Source organism: Pueribacillus theae (assembly GCF_003097615.1).
Lineage (GTDB): Bacteria > Bacillota > Bacilli > Bacillales > UBA6769 > Pueribacillus > Pueribacillus theae.
The window spans coordinates 127375-150117 of the sequence record NZ_QCZG01000001.1 but is presented as its reverse complement, the minus strand read 5'-3'; the positions used below and the strand labels follow the sequence as shown (position 1 = coordinate 150117).

Genomic DNA, 22743 nt, shown 5'->3' with positions numbered 1-22743 from the left:
TAAAAATAACAACCTCAAAAAGGTTGTTATTTTCCCATCTGGCTTCTGACCTTTGACTAAATCGATATACGAAATCGGTCTTTATCGCCGATTTCTACAAGCCCAACTTCTCATTTCTAACTTCTAGAACTGAAAAACGGTTAACGTTTTTCTTATTCGGCAATCTCTCTACTCAATCGTTAATTTACCTTCCAAGATCTCTTCAAGCGCGATGCCGACTGGCTTATGAGAATGTGGATTTTCGATTAGTTGGTTTTCCTCCTGCTGAATCACACGGGCTCTCTTGGCAGACAATGTGACAAGTGTATATTTGGAATCAATTATATTTAATAGTGAATCAATCGAAGGGTATAGCATTTTTTACTCAACCTCCAGCATTTTTTTGTATTTGTAATAAATCCTTTCCTTTCGCAAATGCTCAGCGATGATAATCGCCTTTATTTTATCGCAGGCATCGTCAACTTTGTCATTGACAACAACATAGTCATATTTATCCATTAATTCAATTTCTTCTCTTGCCGCTAACATTCTATGTTTTACCATGTGCTCGGCTTCTGTTCCCCGGTTTACAATTCGCTCCTGCAATTCTGCAAGAGATGGTGGCACCAAGAAAATAAATACCGCTTCTGGAAAATGAGTTTTAACCTGAAGTGCGCCTTGTACTTCAATTTCAAGCAAGACGTCTTTGCCCTCTGTCAGCGTATCATTTACATATTTTACAGGAGTTCCGTAATAATTCCCAACATATTCCGCCCACTCAAGCAGCTCATTATTCTGGATCATACGTTGAAACTCTTCTTTCGACTTAAAGAAATAATCAACGCCGTCTCTCTCTCCCTCACGCGGCTTCCTCGTTGTGGCAGAGATCGAATAATGCAGCTTGTGATCATCTCTTTTCATGATTGCTTTTCGAACTGTGCCTTTTCCTACTCCAGAGGGACCGGAAAGTACGATTAAAATGCCTTTTTCTTGCTCCATGCATATCCTCCAGTTAACTTTCTACTATGTACTTTTAGCGTATATTTTTAACTATTATTATCCTCAATATCGTCTTTATTTAAAAGGCGCTGAGCAACTGTTTCAGGCTGTACGGCAGATAGAATGACATGATCGCTGTCAGCAATAATGACCGCACGCGTCCTTCTCCCATATGTAGCGTCAATCAGCATATTTCGATCGCGAGCCTCTTGGATCACACGTTTTATCGGTGCAGATTCAGGACTAACAATTGAAATAATTCGATTTGCTGATACGATGTTTCCAAAGCCTATATTAATTAACTTAATATTCATTCCGTTCCTCCTGTTTACCCGTTTGGATCATTCAATGTTTTGAATCTGCTCTTTAATCATTTCCAGCTCGCTTTTCAGTTCAATCACTTCATTATTAATGACGAAATCATTCCCCTTTGATCCTATCGTATTGATTTCGCGGTTCATTTCTTGAATTAAAAAATCAAGCTTTCGGCCAACTAATCCCCCTTCTTGCAATACGGTGCGAAACTGGGAAGAATGGCTCTCTAAACGGGTAATCTCCTCTTGAATATTCGCCTTTTCAGAGAAAATAGCGACTTCTGTCAATATTCTTGATTCGTCAATCTCTATTTTATCATTTAGAAGTTCCTTTATTTTATCATATAATCGACTTTCATAAAGCATTCTTGACTCAGGTATACGCAATCTTATGTTTTCAATGATTGCATCAATATTCGCTAAGTGTTCAAGTATATTGCGGGAAAGCACTTCTCCTTCTTTTTCGCGCATTGCAATCAGATCATCAACTGCTTGTTCACAAGTTTTTTCAAAAATCACGTACAGATCCGAGTAAGCCTCTTCCTTATCCACAACTGTAAAAAGTTCCGTCAACTGAAGCAGGTGATCAATGGAAATTTCTGATGAAAGATGATGCATTCTTTTAATTTGATTGAGGATCTCGATATAGTTGCTTAACAGTGCCCAGTTTACGTGAATGTCTTTTTGAAAAAGCTTCTCGCCTTCAATCGTTACATAAAGGTCAACTTTGCCTCTCTTTAGACGATTTTTTACCGTTCGCCTTAAGCTATCCTCATATTGGAGGAACTGGTTTGGCAGACGAATAGACACATCAAGAAAACGGTGATTCACCGATTTCATTTCGATTGAGAGATATAGTTCGTCATTTCTAAAGCTTGCTTTTCCATAACCGGTCATGCTTTTTATCATCATACCACTTCCACACATTCATATGAAATAATTTTACCATTAACAACAAGCGGATTAAACAATTAGCAATATATTTACCAAAAAAGTGCCCCGAAAGGCACTTTTTTTCGTTATTATTTTCTAAAAATGTTGAACCCGGCAAGTAAAATCGTTGGAATGGATGATAAGCCAACAATAAGCAGCCAATCGGAAATATGGAGTGGAACGGTATGGAATACAGCTTGCAGCGGCTCATAATAAATAACGACAACCAACAAAAGCAATGATGACAAAACAGCTAAAAGCAATGGTTTGTTTTCAAACGGATTGCGGTGAAACACCGAATATTCACTGCGGCAATCAAAGACATGAATAAGCTGTGCCAACACGAGTGTTGAAAATGTAATCGTCTGTGCTTTCTCTAGTGGCATCGTTTCGTATGCGATTAAAAAAGCAATTAAAGAAACAAGCCCGATTAAGAAACCTCTACTGATAATTTTCCAGCCTAAGCCTCCTGCAAAAATCCCTTCATCTGTTTTTCGAGGAGGACGCTGCATACTTTCTCTTTCAGCAGAATCAACAGCTAACGCCATGGCAGGCAATCCATCCGTTATTAAATTTACCCATAAGATTTGAATAGCGATAAGCGGAAGGGGAAGCCCCATTAACATCGCAAAAAGCATGACTAAAATTTCTCCAACATTTGAAGCGAGCATATAACGGATAAATTTCCGAATATTTTCGTAAATGTTCCTGCCCTCTTCAATGGCTGCGCGAATGGTGGAGAAATTATCATCACTTAAAATAAGTGATGACGCTTCTTTTGCAACGTCCGTCCCTGTAATCCCCATGGCGATCCCGATATCCGCCGCTTTAATCGCAGGTGCATCATTCACACCGTCGCCGGTCATTGCGACGACGTGTCCATTTTCTTGGAAAGCTTTAACAATTTTCAGCTTATGTTCAGGTGACACACGGGCAAAAACATAGACGTCCTCTATTATGGCATTCAATTGTTCGACCGTCATGTTTGCAAGCGTTTGCCCGTCGATCGTTTTCCCGCCTTGCGGCAATATGCCTAAATCTTTTGCAATTGCATTTGCGGTCATCACATGGTCGCCGGTTATCATGACCGTTTTGATCCCTGCTTCATGGCATCCTTTAATAGCTTCTTTCACTTCAGGCCTAGGAGGGTCAATCATTCCTGTCATTCCGATAAAAGTTAAATTGCTTTCTGCTTGATGTTCAAATGTTGGCAAATTACTTTTTAACAATGGCTTATACGCTACAGCAATCGCTCGTAGAGCTTTTGAACCCAAATATTCGACTGCTCTCTCGATTTCACGCTGATCTGCCGATGACATAATCTTTTGCTTTCCATCCTTGGCGATTCGGTTGCTGTTGGCAAGCACAACGTCCGGCGCCCCTTTTGTAATGACAAAGCGTTCTTTTCTTTTATTTTCCACAATCACGCTCATCATTTTTCGTTGGGAGTCGAAAGGAAATTCATGAATCATCTTGTAATCGTTGTGCCGAATGCTTGGATGGAGCCCAGCTTTCATCGCAGCAACAACTAAAGCCCCTTCCGTCGGATCACCGTCTAACTTATATTCCTTTTCTTTTACAATTGTCGCATTACTGCATAACAATCCAAATGTCAGCAATTGCTTAAGTTCAGGGCTCCTATCAATTGAAATGGCTTTTCCATTTTCTGAAAAAGAACCGACCGGCTCATAGCCCGTACCCGAAACCTCTACCAATTTCCCGGGTGCCCAAATGTGAGTAACTGTCATTTTGTTTTGGGTTAATGTTCCTGTCTTATCCGAGCATATCACAGTCGCGCAGCCTAATGTTTCAACAGCCGGAAGCTTTCTGACGATGGCTCGCCTTTTAATCATTTTTTGGACACCGAGCGCAAGGGAAATCGTCACAACTGCCGGAAGCCCTTCGGGTATCGCCGCAACCGCCAGCGAAACCCCCGCCAAAAACATTGTATAAAGGTCGTGGCCATGCAAAATGCCAACTAATACGACGAGCGCTGTTAAAAATAGAGCAACAACAATTAAAATTTTTCCAAGTTGTTCAAGTTTTCGCTGCAGCGGTGTTTGAAGGGTAACAGTATTTTGAATCAAATGGGCAATCTTCCCCATTTCTGTTTTCATTCCAGTTGCTACAACAATCCCTAAGCCGCTTCCTTTAACAGCCAATGTTCCTTTAAATAACATATTATGTTGATCTGAAATAATGGGGTCCGTTCCAAAAATTTTTTTAGGGTCTTTATGAGACGGTTGTGATTCACCTGTTAGTGCAGATTCATCGACATACAGGCTCTTTGCGTCAATTAATCGGATATCCGCACCGATTCGATTCCCGCTTTCGATTTTCACAATATCCCCGATAGCAATGTTTGCTGTTGGAATCTCGGTCCATTTTCCGTCCCGAAGCACCTTTGTTTTTGGAGCTGTTAATTGTTTCAGGGCTTGCAGAGACTTTTCTGCTTTTCTTTCTTGGACAAAACCAAGCACTCCATTTAATAAAACAATTAAAATGATGGCGATGGCATCAATATACTCTCCTAATAAACCTGAAATCAACGTAGCCGCAAGCAACACAACAATTAAAAAATCTTTAAACTGGGATAAAAATATAAGCAATGCTGATTTTCGTTCCGGTTCATCAAGCTGGTTCAAACCATGCTTTTCCAACTTTTTTGCAGCCTGTTTGCTCGTCAATCCCTTTTGAATATTGCTGTTTAATTCTTTTTCGATCTCATCGACTTCTTTTCCGAACCAATTCATCTTTTCACCTCATCATTCCTTCACTCTGTTGGCTTAATCAATTTATATTCAGACAAGCTAAAAAACATGCTATACTTAGTGAAGCAAAAAGAGGTGAAATTATGGCATTTGACGGGATTGTGACACGCGCAATAACGAAAGAACTAAATGAACAAATTTTAAACGGCAGAATTAACAAAGTTCACCAGCCTTTTTCCACAGATATCATTCTTTCAATCCGGGCGAACGGAAAGAACCGCCAGCTGCTTCTATCAGCAAGCGCTAACTTTTCAAGAATCCATTTAACAAAGGAGCGCTTCGATAATCCGAAGCATCCGCCAATGTTTTGCATGCTGTTGAGAAAACATATAGAAGGCAGCATCATAAAGAAAATCAAACAAATTGATCTTGATCGTGTCATTCATATCGAAGTGGAAGCGAAAGACGAAATTGGAGACACCACAAAGAAGACATTAATTGTTGAGATTATGGGGAGGCACAGCAATGTCATCCTTGTCGACACTGAAAAAAAAGTAATCATAGACAGCATTAAACATTTGCCTCCCTCGGTGAATAGCTATCGAACCATTATGCCTGGCCAGCCATATATTGAACCGCCGCAACAAAACAAACTTAACCCTCTACATACAGATCGTGAAACATTATTGAAAAAAGTTGATTTTAACAGCGGAAAAATGGATCGCCAGTTAGTCTCAATTTTTGAAGGGCTCTCCCCTCTTGTTACGAAAGAAATTATCCATCGAACCGGGTTCATAAACAAAGAAAGCCTGCCAAACTGTTTCTTAGAAATGATGGAGTCTATTAAAGAACATCATTACGAACCAGAAATGGTACAAACGAAAGAAAGGGAAGCATTTTCTGTTATTCATTTAACACATTTAGAAGGCGAAAGAAAAACATTCGAATCAACAAGCGCTCTTCTTGACCGATTTTTCTTTGGTAAAGCCGAAAGGGACCGCATTAAACAGCAAGCACATGATTTGGAAAAATTACTTATCAATGAAGTAAGGAAAAATAAAAACAAATTAAAAAAACTCGAAAAAACTTTGAAAGACAGTGAAAAGGCTGAACAGTATCAATTGTACGGAGAGCTTCTGACAGCACATATGCATGAAATACAACGCGGAGATAAAGCAATTGAAGTTGAAAACTATTACAACCCGGGGGAAAAGCTAAAAATCTCACTTGATCCTTTAAAAACGCCTGCCGAAAATGCCCAAGCCTATTATAAAAAATATTCGAAAGCGAAAAATGCGCGTCTTGCAGTGAAAGAACAAATGGAAAAAACGAAGGAAGAAATAGCATATTTTGAACTTCTTGTCCTTCAAATGGAATCGGCGACACTTCAAGATGTCATTGAAATACGCGAAGAGTTGGAGGATGGCGGCTATATCAAAAGAAAGCGCCGCAAAGAAAAGAAAAAAACGGATAAACCCCAGCCGGAAACCTATGCATCAAGTGAAGGCGTCACTATTCTTGTTGGGAAAAACAATAGACAAAATGAATTTCTCACAATGAAACTTTCAAGAAAAAACGACACTTGGCTCCATGCAAAAGACATTCCAGGTTCTCACGTTGTAATTCGTGGAGAGGAATTTACAGAACAAACGCTACATGAAGCAGCAATTTTAGCCGCATATTTCAGCAAAGCAAAGCATTCAAGCAATGTACCCATCGATTTTACAAAAATTAAACATGTAAAAAAGCCAAGCGGTTCAAAGCCTGGCTATGTAACGTACGATCATCAGCAAACGATTTATGTCACGCCTGATGAGGATTTGATTATTAAACTGCGGCAGCAAGGTTAAACTTGAAATCCGAAAAGTAATTGAATACCTAGACGAAGCTCCTCGATAACTCACTATCTTCTAGTTGGGTTCATTGGGTTACCGGGGGCTAAAATCCTGTTATTTAATTCCCACGTAAACTTACCAAAAACTTAGCAAGGTCATTTACGCTTTCAATGTAATGGGCAGAATCACAAAGCTCAGCGTATTGGGACATCACGCTATCTCCACTTCCCCAAGATGACGTTGGTTCAGGGTTTAACCAATATACTTTTTTCACCCAGTTTCGAATCGCTTTAAAAGCGTCCAATCCCGGATCACGTCCATTGTTTCTTGCATCACCTAAAATTAATACGGAAGAGCTTCTCGCAAGTTCCGGCAGGTGTTTCTCTACAAATTGACCGAAAACCTGTCCATAATCACTGTTGCCAGAACCCAAGACAAGGTTGCTTTCTGAATAAAGTCCTTTCATGGAATGCGGGAAATCTTCCCTTGATACAAACCGCGTAATATCATCGATATCACTGATAAACCCATAACATTTTACCCCGGCAAATTGACTGCTAAAACAATTCGCCAATTGAAGGGCAAATTGGCTAAATATTTCTACAGACCCCGATAAGTCACAGAGAATCGCGATTCGCTCTTTTTTAGGCGTTTTTCTTTTGAAAATGACATCGATAGGGACGCCACCATTGGAAAGCGAGCTTCTCATCGTTTTTCTTAACTGCAAGATTCCTTTTTGATCATGATCTTTATATTTTTTTCGATAGGATAGCTTTCTTACAATATCCGGCACGATCTCCTGCATTTTTTTAAATTGTGTAAATGTAGCTTTAGATATCGAGAGATCGGAAACATCCTCACGTTTTTCCTGTATTCTAGTGCGGATTCTCCAGACATTGCGATCCCCTGAGCTATATCCTGAATTAAAAACAGTTTTTCGCAAAAAGGCCTCTGCCTGATTCAATGAATCTTTGGCATTTTGCTGATGCCACAAGCTCATGTCAGCATCTTGAGCAATCTTATGAGAAAGCTCTTCAAAATTCAGAAGTTTTCTAAGATCATAATAAAGCGCCCGCCTATCAGTGAAGCGTTTAAGGGGATTGCTTTGATGCCCAATTCCTTCAGCACCATGTTCTTTATCCGGTGAAATACCGGATCCCCCCTCTCCCGCCGAGCTTTTAAAACGATCGATCGCCATATTAAAAAGCTGTTCAATTTCTTCCTTATCGCCTTTTAAAATCGATTTCTCGAGAGATTGTAAAATATCGGGAAGTGTGTAGCCTGATTTACTAGCCCCATACCAACGCATCCACCAGCGTTCAAATTGTTCATTGAATAGAGAGGCTTTTTTTTCATCTTTTAACATGGTGGCTTGCAGAAACAAACGGATCGTTTCTCTATCCTCGACATTCCCCTTCTCTAAATCGGTGACGACTGAAGCAGCCTCCAGTGATTCCGGTATCGATACTGGGACTCCGGAAAGCCTTAATGAACTGCAAAGGTCAACGAGCTTACCTCTCATTTTTCTTCTTACCTTCTACTAGCCTTGAAAGATTTTGTTTGGCTCGTTCGATATCTTTGTGATCCTTAATCAGCACGTTTAGTGTTTGCACAACAATGTCCACATCAAGCGTTTCAATGCCCATCGCCAGCAAGGATTCCGCCCAGTCGACTGCTTCCGCAACACTCGGGGCTTTCCTGAGATCCATATTGCGAAGCTTTGAAAGAGCCATTGCAGCTTCGTCAACCAATTCGTCCTTTAGAGCCGGGACACGCTCATGTATAATGGCGGCTTCCCTCTCAGGGCTAGGATAATCAATGTATAAATACAAGCACCTGCGACGAAGAGCTTCCGATAAATGCCGCATCTGGTTAGAGGTTAAAATAACGATCGGCCGCTGAATCGCCTTCACAGTTCCAAGCTCGGGAATCGTCACTTGGAAATCACTTAATAACTCCAACAGCATACTTTCAAACTCAGGCTCTGCTTTGTCAATTTCATCAATAAGAAGAACAGCTTGCTCGTTCGTCCGAATAGCAGCTAACAGAGGTCTTTCCAGTAAAAATTCTTCTGAAAAAAGGTGCTTCACTGATTGTGAATCATCCTTGCTTGCTTGGAGAGAAAGAAGTTGCTTCCGATAATCCCATTCATATAATGCTTTTGCTTCATCAAGTCCTTCATAACATTGCAATCGAATAAGCGGCAGGCCTTTCCACAAGCTAATCGCTTTTGCGAGTTCTGTCTTCCCTACGCCAGCCGGCCCTTCAATTAAAATTGGTTTTTTCAAAGAGAAAGCTAATGATACGGTTGTGGCCGTCCGATCATCGGCAAGATAATGCTGCGATTTAAGGCCTTCTTTCGTTTCCTCCAATAGTACTTCTAACTTCGATCGATTTTCAATCTGATTCATGGAATAGTCCTTTCTGGAAAAAGTTGGAATCAACAAGTTGAACAAAAGAATTTTAACTTACAGTTGGTTCAAGTTTGGCAAGGATGCATTCAAGGAACTTCGAAACCATCCGAGCGACTGCAAGTTAAAACTTCTCTTCGTTTAGATATCCAGACTCAAAAGACTGCTATTAAAATCTTTTGTTCCTATCATATATAAGTTATTTTACATTCTTGTTTTCATTGTACACCGAAAGATGGGTAATTTGATTAAATTCTTTTATTTTCCATCGCTCTTCGTGAAAATGAATATGGCTTATCGAAGCATTCGACAATTTTAATTTCTCCCGGCCCATTTCTCCGTTTGATAAAAAAGCAAACAATGAATTAATCACTGCCCCGTGTGTGACAAGCAATACTTCATAACCACCGTATTGTTGGTTGATTTTATTCAAACCAGCCATGATTCGTTTTCGAAACGAAAGCCCATCCTCTTTATTTGGGTACTTTCGATCTGGAAATGCTGAACGGATTTCTTCTAGCGACATGCCTTCTGCATCGCCAAAATCTCTTTCCGAAAAGTCATTCATCTCAATCAAGGGAAGATGTAAAGCTTGGTTTATAATTTCGGCTGTTTGTTTTGCCCTTTTCAACGGGCTTGTTATCATCACATCCCAATTTCTTCTTTTTAAGAATTCCCTGCATTCTTCCGCTTGTTTCATGCCTATTTTATTTAAAGGGATGTCTGTTTTTCCTTGGAGCCTTCCGCTCGCATTCCAATCCGTTTCCCCATGTCTAACTAGAAATAGTGTAGTAATCTTTGATTCCCCCATTCAATTCTATAGTAAAAGGATTCTACAATCTAATTCAACTCCTTTTTTAAAAAATCTTTTTTTAGTCATTCAATGGGCACATCTGTAAAACCACCAGTGTCGTCGTCTCTTTGTTGCTCGTTTTCGAAATAGGCGCTGTGTCCTTCACCGTGACCATCATTACTGGATTCATTATTCGATTCATTGCCAGAATCACTATTGAGTTCATAACTAGATTCATCCTCAGCGTCCACCGTTTCATTTTCAGTTTCTTTCTCCAAGTTTTCCAAATCACCTATCAACTCTTCAGCAATCCCGGCTGGAATGGCACTATTTCCGTAAGTCGCTCCTATATTTAATTGCCCGCTAATATCCTTGATTCCCAAACAACCAAAATTATTGTTTTGCTCGTATTTATCCAACAAGATTTTATCTATTTTTAATTCCCGAATGACTACTGGTTTTTCTTCCCTTTCTGTGGTTAAATTTATTTTCATCCTTTGTATTTCACCTTTTAGTTCGTTAGTCTGCTGCAGGTTTTCTTCCATGAGATCTTTCACTACTGAAAAATTTTTTTCCATAACAGATATTCTATCCTTCAAGCTGTCTATTTCCTTCCGGATAGGGCTTAATTTCCGTGAAAAATACTCAGATAGCTGCAAATAAAGGCGCTGTTGAATGGCAGAAAGCGCTTCTCGTTTTAAAGTTTCTTTCTTCTCAGGTTCCCGAGGAGATTCCTTTTGTTTATTTTTGTTATATGTAGATGAAAAAGCTTCTGATTGCCACTTGTTTTCCAATTTCACAAAACGCTTCATATGTACATCCAATGTATTTGTTTTTAATTCAAGTGCCTTCACTCTTTTTGTTAGTTTATTTATTTCATCATCATTATTTTCATTCCGGTCGAATAATCCTTTTATAGGCATCATTCATTTCACACCTTTTTTGAAAAGAATTTTGTCCAAAAATTTGCGAAAGGAGCTGTTGCAGATGAGGGCAAGGACAATTGGGTTGCATGATTTACAAATTCAAACAATAGATGGATCTTGCTCCATTAACATAGGCAGAGCCCGCATGGTTGGAAGTCATGTAGTCAATCATCGAAATGAAGGATTTGGTGAACAAAGTGCCGATGGAGTCATACGCATCAAATCCGTTTCTATTGTAGAGGATTCAGATGTCATGGATACGAATGCAATAAAAAATATGCTTTTATAGAATAGAAATATTTTCATGTTCGGTATATTTCCTGATATATGTAACAAACAGAAGGCCGCAATCAAATCTGGCTTGCACATCTTTACTTTCAGTAGGTTCCGGCAGCTCAATGAGCCTTTCAAACTCTCCATATTTTCGCTCATTTAGAATAGAAGATCCTGAAACGACTGGTATTTTACTTCTTCCTTTAACAAGCAATTTATTTCCGGAAAGGGATAATTGAACATCTTCTTTCCTGAGTCCAGGCAATTCAATGATGACTATTACTTCTGTATCTGTTACAAAAATGTCTACCAAAGGGAATTCAGTTGGGGTACTGCTCGTATGTGATTCCCTTGTATAACCATGATTATTTTGCTCCGAAGTACCTGGATTTTGTTGGGTTGAACCCGTATTTTGCTGGGTTTGACCCGAATGTTGGTCAAAAATAGTATCCCAAAAGTTCCCGCTTTGGTATTTTTGTGCCATTTCCATCCACTGTTTTATCTTCTCCATGTCCATTACCTTTTACCTCCAACATATGTCTTTTCACCTAGACAGGAATCGATTTAGTTACACATCTATTCTATGTTCAAAAGGAGGCTTCATCGAACGGAGGTTAAGCATACCGAGCGTGTGAAACTCGGGGTGAAAGGTTGAATCCTAAAAAACCTGGAAAAAAATTAACTTTCTAGTGCACCATTCGTGCATCTTTTACTGATTGCAAACTTCTTATATTTGACCTTCACATCACAAATTAAGCAAAGGTTGAGTTAAATATATATGTATTTACACGGTTAGCCATTCATTACACCGATTATTTGCGCTTTTGCTTAAAGTTTCTTTTTTACCACATAAGTGATGCGGCTCTGTAATATATTCACTAAAAGGAGGGAGGGGCTCTAAATGAAAGGGGCATCGATCAATATCAATATATTTATTTTGAAGATCAATTCTTTCGAAAACGCTTCTGCCGTCAATGTAGGCCAAAACTTATTAGCTGATTGGCATAACTCAGATAAGAAAACGCAAGGGTTCGGACAAAATTTTGGGGATAGAAGTGATTTTGTAAGCCCCCAAAGCTTTATTGATGACCGAGATCAAGTGGATTCTCCAGCCTCCTTTAACGTCTTACCTAAAAAGAGGGAGGGATAACAAATGTTTTTTGGACCTTTAGTCGTAAACGTGTTTGGAATCAAAGTGAACGCAATGGATAGGAATTCATCGATGAATTTGGCGCCTTCTCCGCGTGTAGACACCTTTTTGACGTTTAAACAAAACTATGGTTTAGGAGAAGAAAACGGCGACTTTTCCCTTGTAAATTTGCCACTGAATTTTGTAAATGACTCCGATGTAAATGACACGAATGCCCAGAAGTCAAGTATCGTGTAACATGTCAAACCCACCCACAAACATGGGGAAAGGCTAATCTCCAAAGTTCTGGCTCCCTCATTTAACTACAGCAATTCGTATTTAAAGCCTCAAAAATACAAGTTGCTTTTTCCTCACATTCAAGGCGCCTGCAATGTGGTTGGCAGCGATGCAAAAACTTGATTTTCGTACGATCAATGAATTTCATGGGGATCGCATGAAAAAGATGGATGAATGATTTGAATCCAGGAAGTGTTAGTTGTGTGTTATTCATGATTAGCAATCTTCGGAGCATCACTCATAAACAATCGTCCTTTCTGGAGTGTTGTGTGGTAACTTCATTCCATTAGAAGGGACGATTGTTTTTTATGAGCTTTACATAAAAATAAGGAGGCTGCAGCAGAAAATCATTTTTCAATGACTTTCTGAACAACCCCTTCACATTTCACTCTATGTATTTATTTCTTTTTTTCAATAACGCCTTCTTGTTTAAAACGTTCAATATCGTCAGTTGAATAATTTAATTCCTTTAGAATTTCTTCTGTGTGCTCGCCCAGCTCCGGAGAATGCATTCTTAATTCGCCTGGTGTTCGAGAAAATTTTATTGGGAACCCGATCTGTTTAATCTTTCCTGCTTTCGGATGGTTCATTTCTTTTAACATTTCTCTTTCCAGAACTTGCGGATCTGAAAATACTTCATCCAACTCGTACACTGGCCCTACACATGTATCCTCTTCTTTAAGCAGGTCAAGCCATTCCTTTTGATTTTTTTGTTTAAATAGATCTGTCATGTCCTGCCGAAGCTGGTCTTGGGCATCTTCTTTATCTTTAAGTGGAATCCATTCAGGTTTTTCGATTAACTCACAAAGCCTGTTCCAAAACTTATCTTCCAAAGCCCCTACTGCTAAATACTTTCCGTCCTTTGTTTCATACACATCATAGCACGCATTTTTGCCGGAGAGGCGTGTGTTTCCCCGCTGCTTCACATTGCCTGTCGCAAAGTATTCAGATGCAGCGGCATATAACCATGAAACGGCCCCATCCAACATTGAAATATCGACAAACTGTCCTTTACCTGTGCGTTCACGGTTAACCAATGCCATGAGAATCCCTGACAATGCCATGAGGGCACCGCTTCCAATATCCGCAATTTGCACACCAGGAACAACTGGTTTCTCATCTTTTAAACCAATTAATCCTAGGACTCCACTGTATCCAACATAATTGATATCATGTCCTGGTAACAGTCGATACGGTCCAGTTTGCCCATACCCTGAAAGCGAACAATACACGATTCCCGGATTGATTTTTGATATTTCTTCATATGACAATCCGAGTTTATCCATTACCCCTGGCCGGAAGCTTTCCAAAATAACATCGGCATCCTTTGCCATCTTCTTAAAAATTTCTTTGCCTTCTTTCGTTTTCAAATTGATTGTCATGCTCTTTTTGTTTCGATTTAGTAATAGGTGCCTTGAACCGATGCCGCCAATATATGGCTTGGCCCACCTTGCGTAATCACCGAGTTCAGGTTCTTCAATTTTGATGACATCTGCGCCGTAATCCGCCAGCATCAGAGAACAATAAGGCCCAGGCAATAACCTTGATAAATCCAATACTTTGATTCCTTCCAATGTACTCATTTTATTCATCCCTCTCCAATCTTTTCCCTCTTTTTTGTTTGCACTAATTGCTGCATCCCCATGTTTTTTGAAATAATGACTTTCATTTGTTCGTGTAAAAATTGGGTTGTAACCCATGGCCATCATGTAACTGGATACGTAACGAGTGGACGCAACATTAAACTCTTTCCACTAGACTGATTATGAGGAAGTGAGAATCGCAAATAGATCACTTGACTCTATTATAATGCTCGGATCCACTTTGGATCCAGTCTCCATATAAATTTCTTATAGCAAACAATTTTTTTCTCTTCCCTGGTACTAAATCTTCTGGTGTAGCTCGTAATCTCACTATGTACCTATATCGCGGGCTTTGCCGATATCCTGTGTTTTATCTTTTTTAAAAAGGGAATAAAAAATACGAAGACGAATAATTAGGAGACTGAACATGAATACACGAAAAGTTTCTCTACTGTTTGTTGCAATTGTAAGTGCTAGTCTCATTGCAGGTTGTGTTTCAAATAACCATACAATGGATAGTCAAACTGAAAACTCTGGTTTATCGCCTTCAGAAAAAAATAACAATGGTGATAAAGTGGATGCGGCAGAGGCGAACGCTGAGGAGAATGCTTCAGACAAAGAAGCGACAAATAGCCATCAGAATCAAACCGAATCTAAAACAACCAACGACATTACGGAAAAGTTAAAAATGGACGCAGCATTCATTAAGCAACCAACGAACTTTCCGGTTAAAGAAGAGGTTAAACCTGAAATAGTGAAAAATGAAGAAAATGCCTACTCGATCGCCTATCATTCCGTCTCTGGGGAAGAGCTTGCCAAATTTTCAGGAATCCGTCATGACTCGGTTCAAGCAGCAAGCGATTCAATAGGTGATTTTATGAACGGGAAAGAAGTGGAGCCTTTTGAAGAGGGAAAAGAAGACCTTGGATACGGCATCACTGGCTATGGTGAAGGAGCTGCCGGACATGCATACTTCAGCTGGAAAGAAGGAAATTGGCTGATGAGTATAGCATCCATCAATGAAGACGAAATGAACAATCAAGAAATAGCCAAAAAAATGGTGGAATATCTGGAAACCCATATGCTTCCGGCACCTAAGGACTCAGGAATTGTATACGCGGAATATCCACAGGGCGGAGAAAAAGTAAATGTTGATATCCGCTGGCAGGATGAAGAAATGATTTATCAATTGGAAACAACCGAAGTCCCACTGGATGCACTCGAAATGGCCACTTCAGTAGAATAGACGCGAAAACCCACGTGCTGGCAATACCAGTACGTAGGTTTTCATTAATTCCCCCCGTTCCATCATCCCGTCATAAAATGCGTCCATATACACTTAATTATGAAGCTCTTTCCTCATACCGTTTAATGATCTCTACAATTACGTTAACCGCCTTCTCCATCACATCAACGGAAACATATTCAAATTTTCCGTGCATGTTCTCTCCTCCTGCGAAGATATTTGGTGTGGGCAGACCCATATAAGAAAGTTGTGAGCCATCCGTGCCCCCGCGGATGGGCTGCACGATTGGCTGAATATCCAAATGTCGCATTGCTTCGTAGGCGATATCAACGATTTCTTTCACTGGTTCAATTTTATCTCTCATATTGTAATATTGATCGTTCATATCCAGGATGATGTTCTCTTCTCCGTACTTTCCCTGAAGTTCTTCGACAATTTGCTGTATTTTGGTTTTTCTTGCTTGAAATTTCTTCTTATCGAAGTCCCTGATAATATAAGAAAGTTTCGCTTCTTCCACATTCCCCTCGACGGAGATCAAATGATAAAAGCCTTCATAACCTTCTGTTGATTCCGGGGCTTCGTCTTCGGGAAGGCGTTTATGAAATTCCATTGCAATTTTCGAAGCGTTTACCATCTTGCCTTTGGCTGTGCCAGGATGAACACTTTTTCCTTTTAACGTAATTTTGGCTGCGGCAGCGTTAAAGCTTTCATACTGCAATTCACCGAGCGGACCGCCATCGATGGTGTATGCATATTTCGCATTGAATCTTTTCACGTCAAACCGGTGTGGACCTCTGCCGATTTCTTCATCAGGCGTAAAAGCCACTCTAACTTTCCCGTGCTTGATTTCCGGATGGCTAATCAAATATTCCATGGCCGTCATAATTTCTGCAATACCCGCCTTGTCATCTGCACCTAAAAGCGTTGTCCCGTCGGTTGTAATCAGCGTGTGGCTGACATATTCGGCAAGCTCCGGGGAATCTTCCGTCGATAAAACCACGTTTAACGCTTCATTGAGCACAATGTCTTTCCCGTCATAGTTTTCCACGATTTGAGGCTTGACATTTGCCCCGGTAAAATCAGTAGCTGTATCCATATGGGCCAGAAATCCAATGGTCGGAACGTCTTTTTCCGTATTTGCAGGGAGCGTAGCCATCACATATCCATTGTCATCCATGGTGACCTCTTCCATCCCAATTTCTTTTAACTCCTCGACCAGCATATTTGCAAGCTCTAGCTGTCCGGGTGTGGATGGGCAGGTGTCGTACTTCTCGTTGGATCGGGTGTCCACTTTTGCGTAGGTTATAAATCGGTTGACAAGTTCTTCTTTCATCGTTCATATCATCTCCAATGCCGTGTTTTCTTTATCTTAGCATATTGAGCGTACAGCTACATGCTTGTGGAACGGGAATTTCATAGGTGTCAATATCAGGTTCCAAGTTCCAGCATTGGTTATTCATAACAGCAGATCCTACTTCTATGTCAAAGAAATTAGACACGAAGAGTTTAGATTTTAATTTCTCATCTGTTTCGTTTTGTCGTTTAGTGAGGTTAGGATGCCTTTCAAAGCCATCAAGGGTAAAGACTGGGCACCTCCTACATCCTTACTAGACTTTTTAAATCTATTATTCGTATTCTAAAAGCTTTTAAATAAAAAAGCCTTCGTTAACTGAAGACTTTCTAAGATTTTGTTAACTTATTGCATTTAAAAAACGTGTAAGACTTTCTTCAACACATTCAGAAACGAGTAAAATGAATGGTTCAAGATCACCGTTCACACTTGCTTTTTCAAGCGTCTCATAATAATAAAGCCGTTTTTCACGGTCTGCTTTAATAATTGCAGGCGGGAAACCTGCTCCCATCAGAATAAGATTCATGAGTAATCTTGCAGTACGTCCATTCCCGTCAATAAATGGATGAATATATACAAATTGAAAATGAAAACGAGCTGCAAGCTCAACCGGATGTAGTAAATCTTGATTTTTCTTGAACCAAATAAGCAGCCGCTTCATTTCTTCGGCGACTTGTAAAAAATGCGGAGGCTTGTGAAGGCTTCCTGAAATACCGACATTTACTGAACGATATGTACCTGCATTTTTATCATCAATATTTTTTAAAACGAGCGCATGCAGATCTTTAATGATCCGTTCCGACAGCTCGCTATTTTGTTCAACGAGTGTTTCAACAAAATCAATCGCTTCAGCATGATTAATGGCCTCAAAATGCTCACGTAATGTTTTACCCCCGACTGTTATTCCTTCCTCGACCACCATTTTCGTTTCTAGCAAGGATAATGTATTGCCTTCAATGGCATTGGAATGGTATGTCCAGTCCACTCTAAACACTTCTCGAAGATTTTGAAGCACTTCAGGAGGAAGGGGTCTATTCTTATTTAATTGTTCTTTAAGCGTATCGATTTTTGAAAAATCAAGCATTTAATGCCACCTTCCTTTCTCATGAAAAATGATTTTCAATTGTTAATGAACAAATAGTTTCTTTTAACTTATTTTTTTCCTTTGTGAACAACATCAAACCGATTCGGATTACTTATTTTTTCCACTTCAAACTTATTGATAAGCTTAACATTTCAAAAATGTTAAATCAAAATATGCGGGTTAAGTACTAGTAATCTTTTCTTGAATGGCCTTCTATTATAAAACTTACTACAAAAAACCAGGATGATTCTTTATTACAGTTCACTAGAGTCATCCTGGTTGCATAGTATTAAACTTAGGCTTTTTGATACTTCTCCTTGCATTTGATACGTGTTCTTGCTCCTAATCTCGCTTTAACCATCCGATTGATTCAGGATCTTGTGACCATTTTTTTATCATTTCTTGACCTGTAGCATCAATTTCGCCGCCTTCAGCCGCTGCCTTCATTAAGGCATCAAGATTAGTAAGTGTATGCACCGTTAAATTGGCTTCGTTTAAAAGTGTGATTCCTTTTTCAAGTCCATAGCTGAAAATGGCAGCGACGCCTAATACATTGGCTCCCGCTTCTCTTAAAGCATTGGCGGCATTAATGACACTGCCTCCGGTAGAGATTAAATCTTCAATGACGACAACATTTTCCCCCGCAGCAATTTTCCCTTCGATTTGATTGCCTTTGCCATGCTTTTTAGCAGAGCTTCGTACATAAACCATCGGCAATTGTAATCGTTCACTTACTAAAGCAGCATGCGGGATACCTGCTGTGGCAGTGCCAGCGATGACATTGACTTTTGGAAAATGATCTTTTATCACTGAAACGAGTCCGTCTGCGATTCTGCCACGCACTTCTGGATAGGATAGTGTCAGGCGGTTATCGCAGTATATCGGCGATTTCATTCCTGATGTCCAAGTGAAAGGGTCGTTTGGCTTTAAAAAGACGGCTTGTATTTCGAGTAAATCTTTTGCAATTGTTAAGGCTAATTGTTCCATTCGTATACCACCCTTTCATATGCTTCAAGCGGGTTGCCACTTTTTGTTACACTTCTGCCGACAACGATAAAGTCGCTGCCTAGTTTTCTCGCTTTTTCAGGTGTGACGATTCTCGTTTGGTCGTCCGCTTTGTCCCCTGGAAGGCGAATCCCAGGTGTAACCGTAATAAAATCAGTTATTTTTTCTTTAACGAGAGGCACTTCCAATGCTGATGATACAATCCCGTCAAGCCCTGCTTCTTTTGTAAGCTTTGCATAGTGGAGCACAGCCTCTTCCATGTGGCTGTTGATGAGAAGCTCTTCTTTCAACATTTTTTCTGACGTACTTGTAAGCTGGGTTACAGCGATGCAAAGAGGCCGATGCCTCCCTGCAGCTGTCCCTGCTTCAAGCCCCTCCATTGCAGCTTCCATCATTTTCTTTCCACCTGCCGCATGGACATTCACCATATCAATATGAAGTGTCGCAAGGCTTTTCATTGCTTCTTTTACCGTGTTCGGAATGTCGTGTAATTTCAAATCGAGAAAGATCCAATGACCCGCTTCTTTTAACTTTTTTATCAAATTAGGGCCTTCTTTATAAAATAGCTGCATGCCGACTTTTACGTATAATTTTTCACGGTCGAATTGGGATAAAAATTGGTCGGTAGAATCCATAGACGGAAAGTCAAGCGCTATGATTGGCTGATTCATGACGGAATCACTTCATTATTCACAAATTCTGGCATAGGTTTCATCGTGAACGCCATCATTTCTAGGACTTTTAATAAGGCGACGGCTGTATCAATGGATGTGAAGCAGACCACTTCATTTTCAACTGCTTCCCGGCGAATTCTAAAACCGTCTCTTTCAGGCTGCTTTCCTTTTGTTAAAGTGTTAATAACAAAGTTCGCTTCTCCTTCTCTGATCACATCAAGTAAGTTTGGCTTTGCCGCTTCAATTTTATTTACAACGGTCACAGGAATCTTTCTCTCTTGAATTGCTTTTGCTGTTCCTTCCGTTGCGAGGATTTGAAAGCCGATTTCATAAAAGCGTTCAACAATCGGCATGACTTCTTGCTTGTCTTTATCGGAAATCGTAAATAAGACAGAACCGGTTGTCGGGATATTCATTCCTGACGCAAGCAAGCCTTTGTATAACGCTTTTTCCAATGTTGCATCTTTCCCCATGACTTCGCCTGTGGACTTCATTTCTGGTCCAAGGGTAATGTCAACACGTCGCAGTTTTGCAAAAGAAAAGACTGGAACTTTTACATAGACGCCTTCAACTTCTGGGTGCATGCCAGATGAGTAACCGAGATCTTTCATTTTCGCTCCCAAAATGACTTTTGTTGCTAGGTTTGGCATTGGTACACCGGTTATTTTGCTTAGGAATGGAACCGTTCGGCTTGAACGTGGATTCACTTCAATTACATATATTTCATTATCATGCAGAACGAACTGGATATTAAGCAGCCCTACGACTTGTAATCCTTTTGCTAGAGCAGTTGTTCGCTCGATAATGACTTTTTTCGTTTCATCTGAAAGGTTTTGCGGCGGGTAAACGGCGATTGAGTCCCCCGAATGCACACCTGCACGTTCAATATGCTCCATAATGCCAGGGATAAATACGGTCTCCCCGTCTGAAATGGCGTCAACTTCAATTTCTACCCCGGTTAAATAGCGGTCGATTAAGACAGGATGCTCTGGATTTATTTTTACGGCGTTTTCCATATAATGAAGCAGTTCTTCTTTTTGATAGACGATTTCCATTGCGCGTCCTCCCAGCACGTAGGAAGGACGGACGAGAACTGGATAGCCGATTTCTTCGGCAATGCCGACTGCTTCCTCAACAGACGTTGCTGTTTTTCCTAAAGGTTGTGGAATATCGAGATTTCTCAAAAGATGTTCGAATTCGTCGCGGTTTTCAGCCCGATCCATGTTTTCAAGCGTTGTTCCTAAAATTTTGACGCCTCGCTCCGCTAATTTCGAAGCCAAATTGATTGCCGTTTGACCGCCAAATTGAACGATGACACCTTCAGGTTGTTCCCTGTCAATGATATGCATGACATCTTCAACGGTGAGCGGTTCAAAGTAAAGCCTGTCGGAAGTCGTAAAGTCGGTTGATACGGTCTCAGGGTTGTTATTAATAATGATTGCTTCATATCCTGCTTCTTGAATCGCCCACACAGAATGGACTGTTGCATAATCAAATTCAATGCCTTGTCCGATGCGAATCGGTCCAGAACCTAACACCACAACACTTTTCTTGTTTGATGTTTCGGTTTCATTTTCATTGCCAAATGTACTGTAAAAATAAGGCGTGTCAGATTTATAGCCGATGGAATCAACAATTCTGTATGCAGGCATTATAGCGTTGTTTTTACGCAATTCATAAACATCGCACTCATTCATTTGCCATGCTTCTGCGATCGCTTCATCAGAGAAACCGTAGTTTTTTGCCTTTCGTAAAAGAACCACATTATTCGGTCCATCTTCTAATTGTTTTTCTAGTTGTACGATATGTTCAATTTTTTCAAGAAAATGTCTCGTAATTTTGCTTAACTCATAAATTTGTTCGACAGTATAGCCTCTACGAAAGGCTTCCGCAATCACAAATAATCTTTCATCATCCGCTTGAACGATTCGTTTTTCGAGCATTTCTTTTGATAGCTGTCCCATCTCCGAAACTTTAATATGCATCACATTCGCTTCCAGTGAACGGACCGCCTTTAAGATCGCCTCTTCAAAGTTGCTTCCGATTGCCATCACTTCGCCCGTTGCTTTCATTTGTGTACCAAGCTTGCGGTTTGCTGATTCAAATTTGTCAAATGGCCAGCGCGGAATTTTGGCAACGATGTAATCAGGCTTAGGTTCAAATCCCTCATAAGATTTGCCCGTTACTGGATTTTCAATTTCAGAAAAATGTAAGCCGACTGCGATTTTTGCGGCTATTTTTGCGATTGGATAAGCGACCGCTTTCGAAGCGAGTGCTGATGAACGGCTCAATCTTGGATTTACTTCGATGACGTAGTACTTTGATGAATCAGGGGAAAGCGCAAGTTGCACATTGCATCCCCCTTCAATCCCAATTGCACGCACGATGTTAACGGATGCGTTTCGAAGCATATGATAATCACTTTCCGAAAGTGTTTGGTTAGGCGCGACAACGATGGAATCACCTGTATGCACACCGACAGGATCAACATTCTCCATATCGCAAATAACATTTACTTCATCGTTTGAATCTCTAATGACTTCAAATTCAATTTCTTTAAAGCCGGCAATACTTTCTTCAAGGAGACATTGCGTCACAGGGCTATATTTTAAACCGCTCGTTACGATTTCAACTAAATCGTGTTCGTTTTCTACAATGCCTCCACCTGTTCCTCCAAGTGTATAAGCAGGACGTACAATAATCGGATAACCGACTTTATTTATAAAGTCAAATGCTTCTTCAAGTGTGTGAACAATTTCACTTTTCGGCACAGGTTCATGAATCTCATGCATTAAGCTTCTGAACATGTCCCGGTCTTCTGCTTTTTGAATTGCATCTAGGTTTGTTCCTAACACTTCAACTTTAAAACGATCGAGAACACCTGCCTTATGCAATTGCATCGCCATGTTCAAGCCTGTTTGTCCTCCAAGAGACGGCAATAGTGCGCATGGACGTTCTGTCTGTATAATCCTCGTCACAAATTCCAATGTGAGTGGTTCAATATATACTTTATCTGCCATCGTCGTATCTGTCATAATTGTTGCAGGATTGGAGTTCACTAAAATAACCTCATAGCCTTCTTCTTTTAACGATTGGCATGCTTGTGTACCGGAATAATCAAACTCCGCAGCTTGTCCAATGGTGATTGGACCGGAACCAATGACTAGAATTTTTTTGATGTCTGTTCTTTTCGGCATGAA

The 22743-nt window shown here is 40.2% G+C and carries 21 protein-coding genes; 5 read left to right on the top strand and 16 right to left on the bottom strand.

Annotated elements, in window-relative coordinates; all coding sequences use genetic code 11:
* Nucleotides 1-168: 168 nt before the first annotated feature.
* From rpoZ to DCC39_RS00750, 5 genes are all read right to left on the bottom strand, one after another.
* Nucleotides 169-357, bottom strand: a complete 189-nt coding sequence (rpoZ, locus tag DCC39_RS00770; protein WP_116552961.1) for a DNA-directed RNA polymerase subunit omega — start codon at nt 355-357, stop codon at nt 169-171.
* 3 nt (nt 358-360) lie between these two features.
* Nucleotides 361-978 carry a guanylate kinase gene (gene gmk / locus DCC39_RS00765; protein ID WP_116552960.1) on the bottom strand — a complete coding sequence of 206 codons (618 nt, stop codon included), beginning with the start codon at nt 976-978 and terminating at the stop codon, nt 361-363.
* Nucleotides 979-1025: 47 nt separating this feature from the next.
* Nucleotides 1026-1292 (bottom strand): extracellular matrix/biofilm regulator RemA, encoded by a 267-nt coding sequence (gene remA / locus DCC39_RS00760; protein WP_116552959.1) that lies wholly within the window; start codon nt 1290-1292, stop codon nt 1026-1028.
* 27 nt (nt 1293-1319) lie between these two features.
* Nucleotides 1320-2201, bottom strand: coding sequence for a YicC/YloC family endoribonuclease (locus DCC39_RS00755; RefSeq protein WP_165820752.1), 882 nt, complete (start codon nt 2199-2201; stop codon nt 1320-1322).
* Between the two features lie 113 nt (nt 2202-2314).
* On the bottom strand, nt 2315-4978 hold the full coding sequence (locus tag DCC39_RS00750) for a calcium-translocating P-type ATPase, SERCA-type (protein WP_116552957.1): 2664 nt from the start codon (nt 4976-4978) through the stop codon (nt 2315-2317).
* Between the two features lie 101 nt (nt 4979-5079).
* Here DCC39_RS00750 and DCC39_RS00745 point away from each other — a divergent pair, with 101 nt between their 5' ends.
* A complete protein-coding gene (locus tag DCC39_RS00745) occupies nt 5080-6786 on the top strand; it encodes an Rqc2 family fibronectin-binding protein (RefSeq protein ID WP_116552956.1) in 1707 nt (568 codons plus the stop codon).
* A gap of 103 nt (nt 6787-6889) precedes the next feature.
* On the opposite strand, the gene DCC39_RS00740 is transcribed toward DCC39_RS00745, so the two are convergent.
* The 4 genes from DCC39_RS00740 to DCC39_RS00725 form a co-directional block, all read right to left on the bottom strand.
* Entirely contained in the window at nt 6890-8293 is a 1404-nt protein-coding gene (locus tag DCC39_RS00740; RefSeq protein ID WP_116552955.1) for a VWA domain-containing protein, read from the bottom strand.
* Nucleotides 8283-9182: an AAA family ATPase gene (locus DCC39_RS00735; RefSeq protein ID WP_116552954.1), complete on the bottom strand. Its 900-nt coding sequence runs from the start codon at nt 9180-9182 to the stop codon at nt 8283-8285. Before DCC39_RS00735 ends, DCC39_RS00740 begins: the two co-directional genes overlap by 11 nt.
* A gap of 199 nt (nt 9183-9381) precedes the next feature.
* Nucleotides 9382-9978, bottom strand: a complete 597-nt coding sequence (locus DCC39_RS00730) for a histidine phosphatase family protein (protein ID WP_116553090.1) — start codon at nt 9976-9978, stop codon at nt 9382-9384.
* Between the two features lie 80 nt (nt 9979-10058).
* Nucleotides 10059-10901, bottom strand: coding sequence for a hypothetical protein (locus DCC39_RS00725; RefSeq protein WP_116552953.1), 843 nt, complete (start codon nt 10899-10901; stop codon nt 10059-10061).
* 61 nt (nt 10902-10962) lie between these two features.
* On the opposite strand from DCC39_RS00725, the gene DCC39_RS00720 reads away from it, so the two are divergent.
* The gene (locus tag DCC39_RS00720; RefSeq protein WP_116552952.1) at nt 10963-11190 is read left to right on the top strand and encodes a hypothetical protein; all 228 of its coding nucleotides are present in this window, start codon (nt 10963-10965) and stop codon (nt 11188-11190) included.
* On the opposite strand, the gene DCC39_RS00715 is transcribed toward DCC39_RS00720, so the two are convergent.
* Nucleotides 11185-11691, bottom strand: a complete 507-nt coding sequence (locus DCC39_RS00715) for an Hsp20/alpha crystallin family protein (protein ID WP_116552951.1) — start codon at nt 11689-11691, stop codon at nt 11185-11187. The two genes, DCC39_RS00720 and DCC39_RS00715, sit on opposite strands and share 6 nt — an antisense overlap.
* Before the next feature lie 384 nt (nt 11692-12075).
* Here DCC39_RS00715 and DCC39_RS00710 point away from each other — a divergent pair, with 384 nt between their 5' ends.
* Together DCC39_RS00710 and DCC39_RS00705 are read left to right on the top strand one after the other, a co-directional pair.
* Nucleotides 12076-12324 carry a hypothetical protein gene (locus DCC39_RS00710; RefSeq protein ID WP_116552950.1) on the top strand — a complete coding sequence of 83 codons (249 nt, stop codon included), beginning with the start codon at nt 12076-12078 and terminating at the stop codon, nt 12322-12324.
* A gap of 3 nt (nt 12325-12327) precedes the next feature.
* Nucleotides 12328-12561, top strand: a complete 234-nt coding sequence (locus tag DCC39_RS00705; RefSeq protein WP_116552949.1) for a hypothetical protein — start codon at nt 12328-12330, stop codon at nt 12559-12561.
* 437 nt (nt 12562-12998) lie between these two features.
* On the opposite strand, the gene DCC39_RS00700 is transcribed toward DCC39_RS00705, so the two are convergent.
* Nucleotides 12999-14183, bottom strand: coding sequence for a CaiB/BaiF CoA transferase family protein (locus tag DCC39_RS00700; protein ID WP_116553089.1), 1185 nt, complete (start codon nt 14181-14183; stop codon nt 12999-13001).
* Between the two features lie 427 nt (nt 14184-14610).
* On the opposite strand from DCC39_RS00700, the gene DCC39_RS00695 reads away from it, so the two are divergent.
* The gene (locus tag DCC39_RS00695) at nt 14611-15429 is read left to right on the top strand and encodes a hypothetical protein (RefSeq protein WP_116552948.1); all 819 of its coding nucleotides are present in this window, start codon (nt 14611-14613) and stop codon (nt 15427-15429) included.
* Nucleotides 15430-15526: 97 nt separating this feature from the next.
* Here DCC39_RS00695 and pepT read toward each other — a convergent pair whose 3' ends face one another.
* The 5 genes from pepT to carB all read right to left on the bottom strand — a co-directional run bounded on the left by pepT (nt 15527) and on the right by carB (nt 22740).
* Nucleotides 15527-16762, bottom strand: a complete 1236-nt coding sequence (pepT, locus tag DCC39_RS00690) for a peptidase T (protein WP_116552947.1) — start codon at nt 16760-16762, stop codon at nt 15527-15529.
* Between the two features lie 358 nt (nt 16763-17120).
* On the bottom strand, nt 17121-17864 hold the full coding sequence (locus DCC39_RS00685) for a Fic family protein (protein ID WP_116552946.1): 744 nt from the start codon (nt 17862-17864) through the stop codon (nt 17121-17123).
* Between the two features lie 342 nt (nt 17865-18206).
* The gene (gene pyrE / locus DCC39_RS00680) at nt 18207-18851 is read right to left on the bottom strand and encodes an orotate phosphoribosyltransferase (protein ID WP_116552945.1); all 645 of its coding nucleotides are present in this window, start codon (nt 18849-18851) and stop codon (nt 18207-18209) included.
* Nucleotides 18839-19540, bottom strand: coding sequence for an orotidine-5'-phosphate decarboxylase (gene pyrF / locus DCC39_RS00675; RefSeq protein WP_116552944.1), 702 nt, complete (start codon nt 19538-19540; stop codon nt 18839-18841). The genes pyrE and pyrF overlap by 13 nt, the downstream gene beginning before the upstream one ends.
* The gene (carB, locus tag DCC39_RS00670; protein ID WP_116552943.1) at nt 19537-22740 is read right to left on the bottom strand and encodes a carbamoyl-phosphate synthase large subunit; all 3204 of its coding nucleotides are present in this window, start codon (nt 22738-22740) and stop codon (nt 19537-19539) included. The genes pyrF and carB overlap by 4 nt, the downstream gene beginning before the upstream one ends.
* Between the last annotated feature and the right edge of the window lie 3 nt (nt 22741-22743).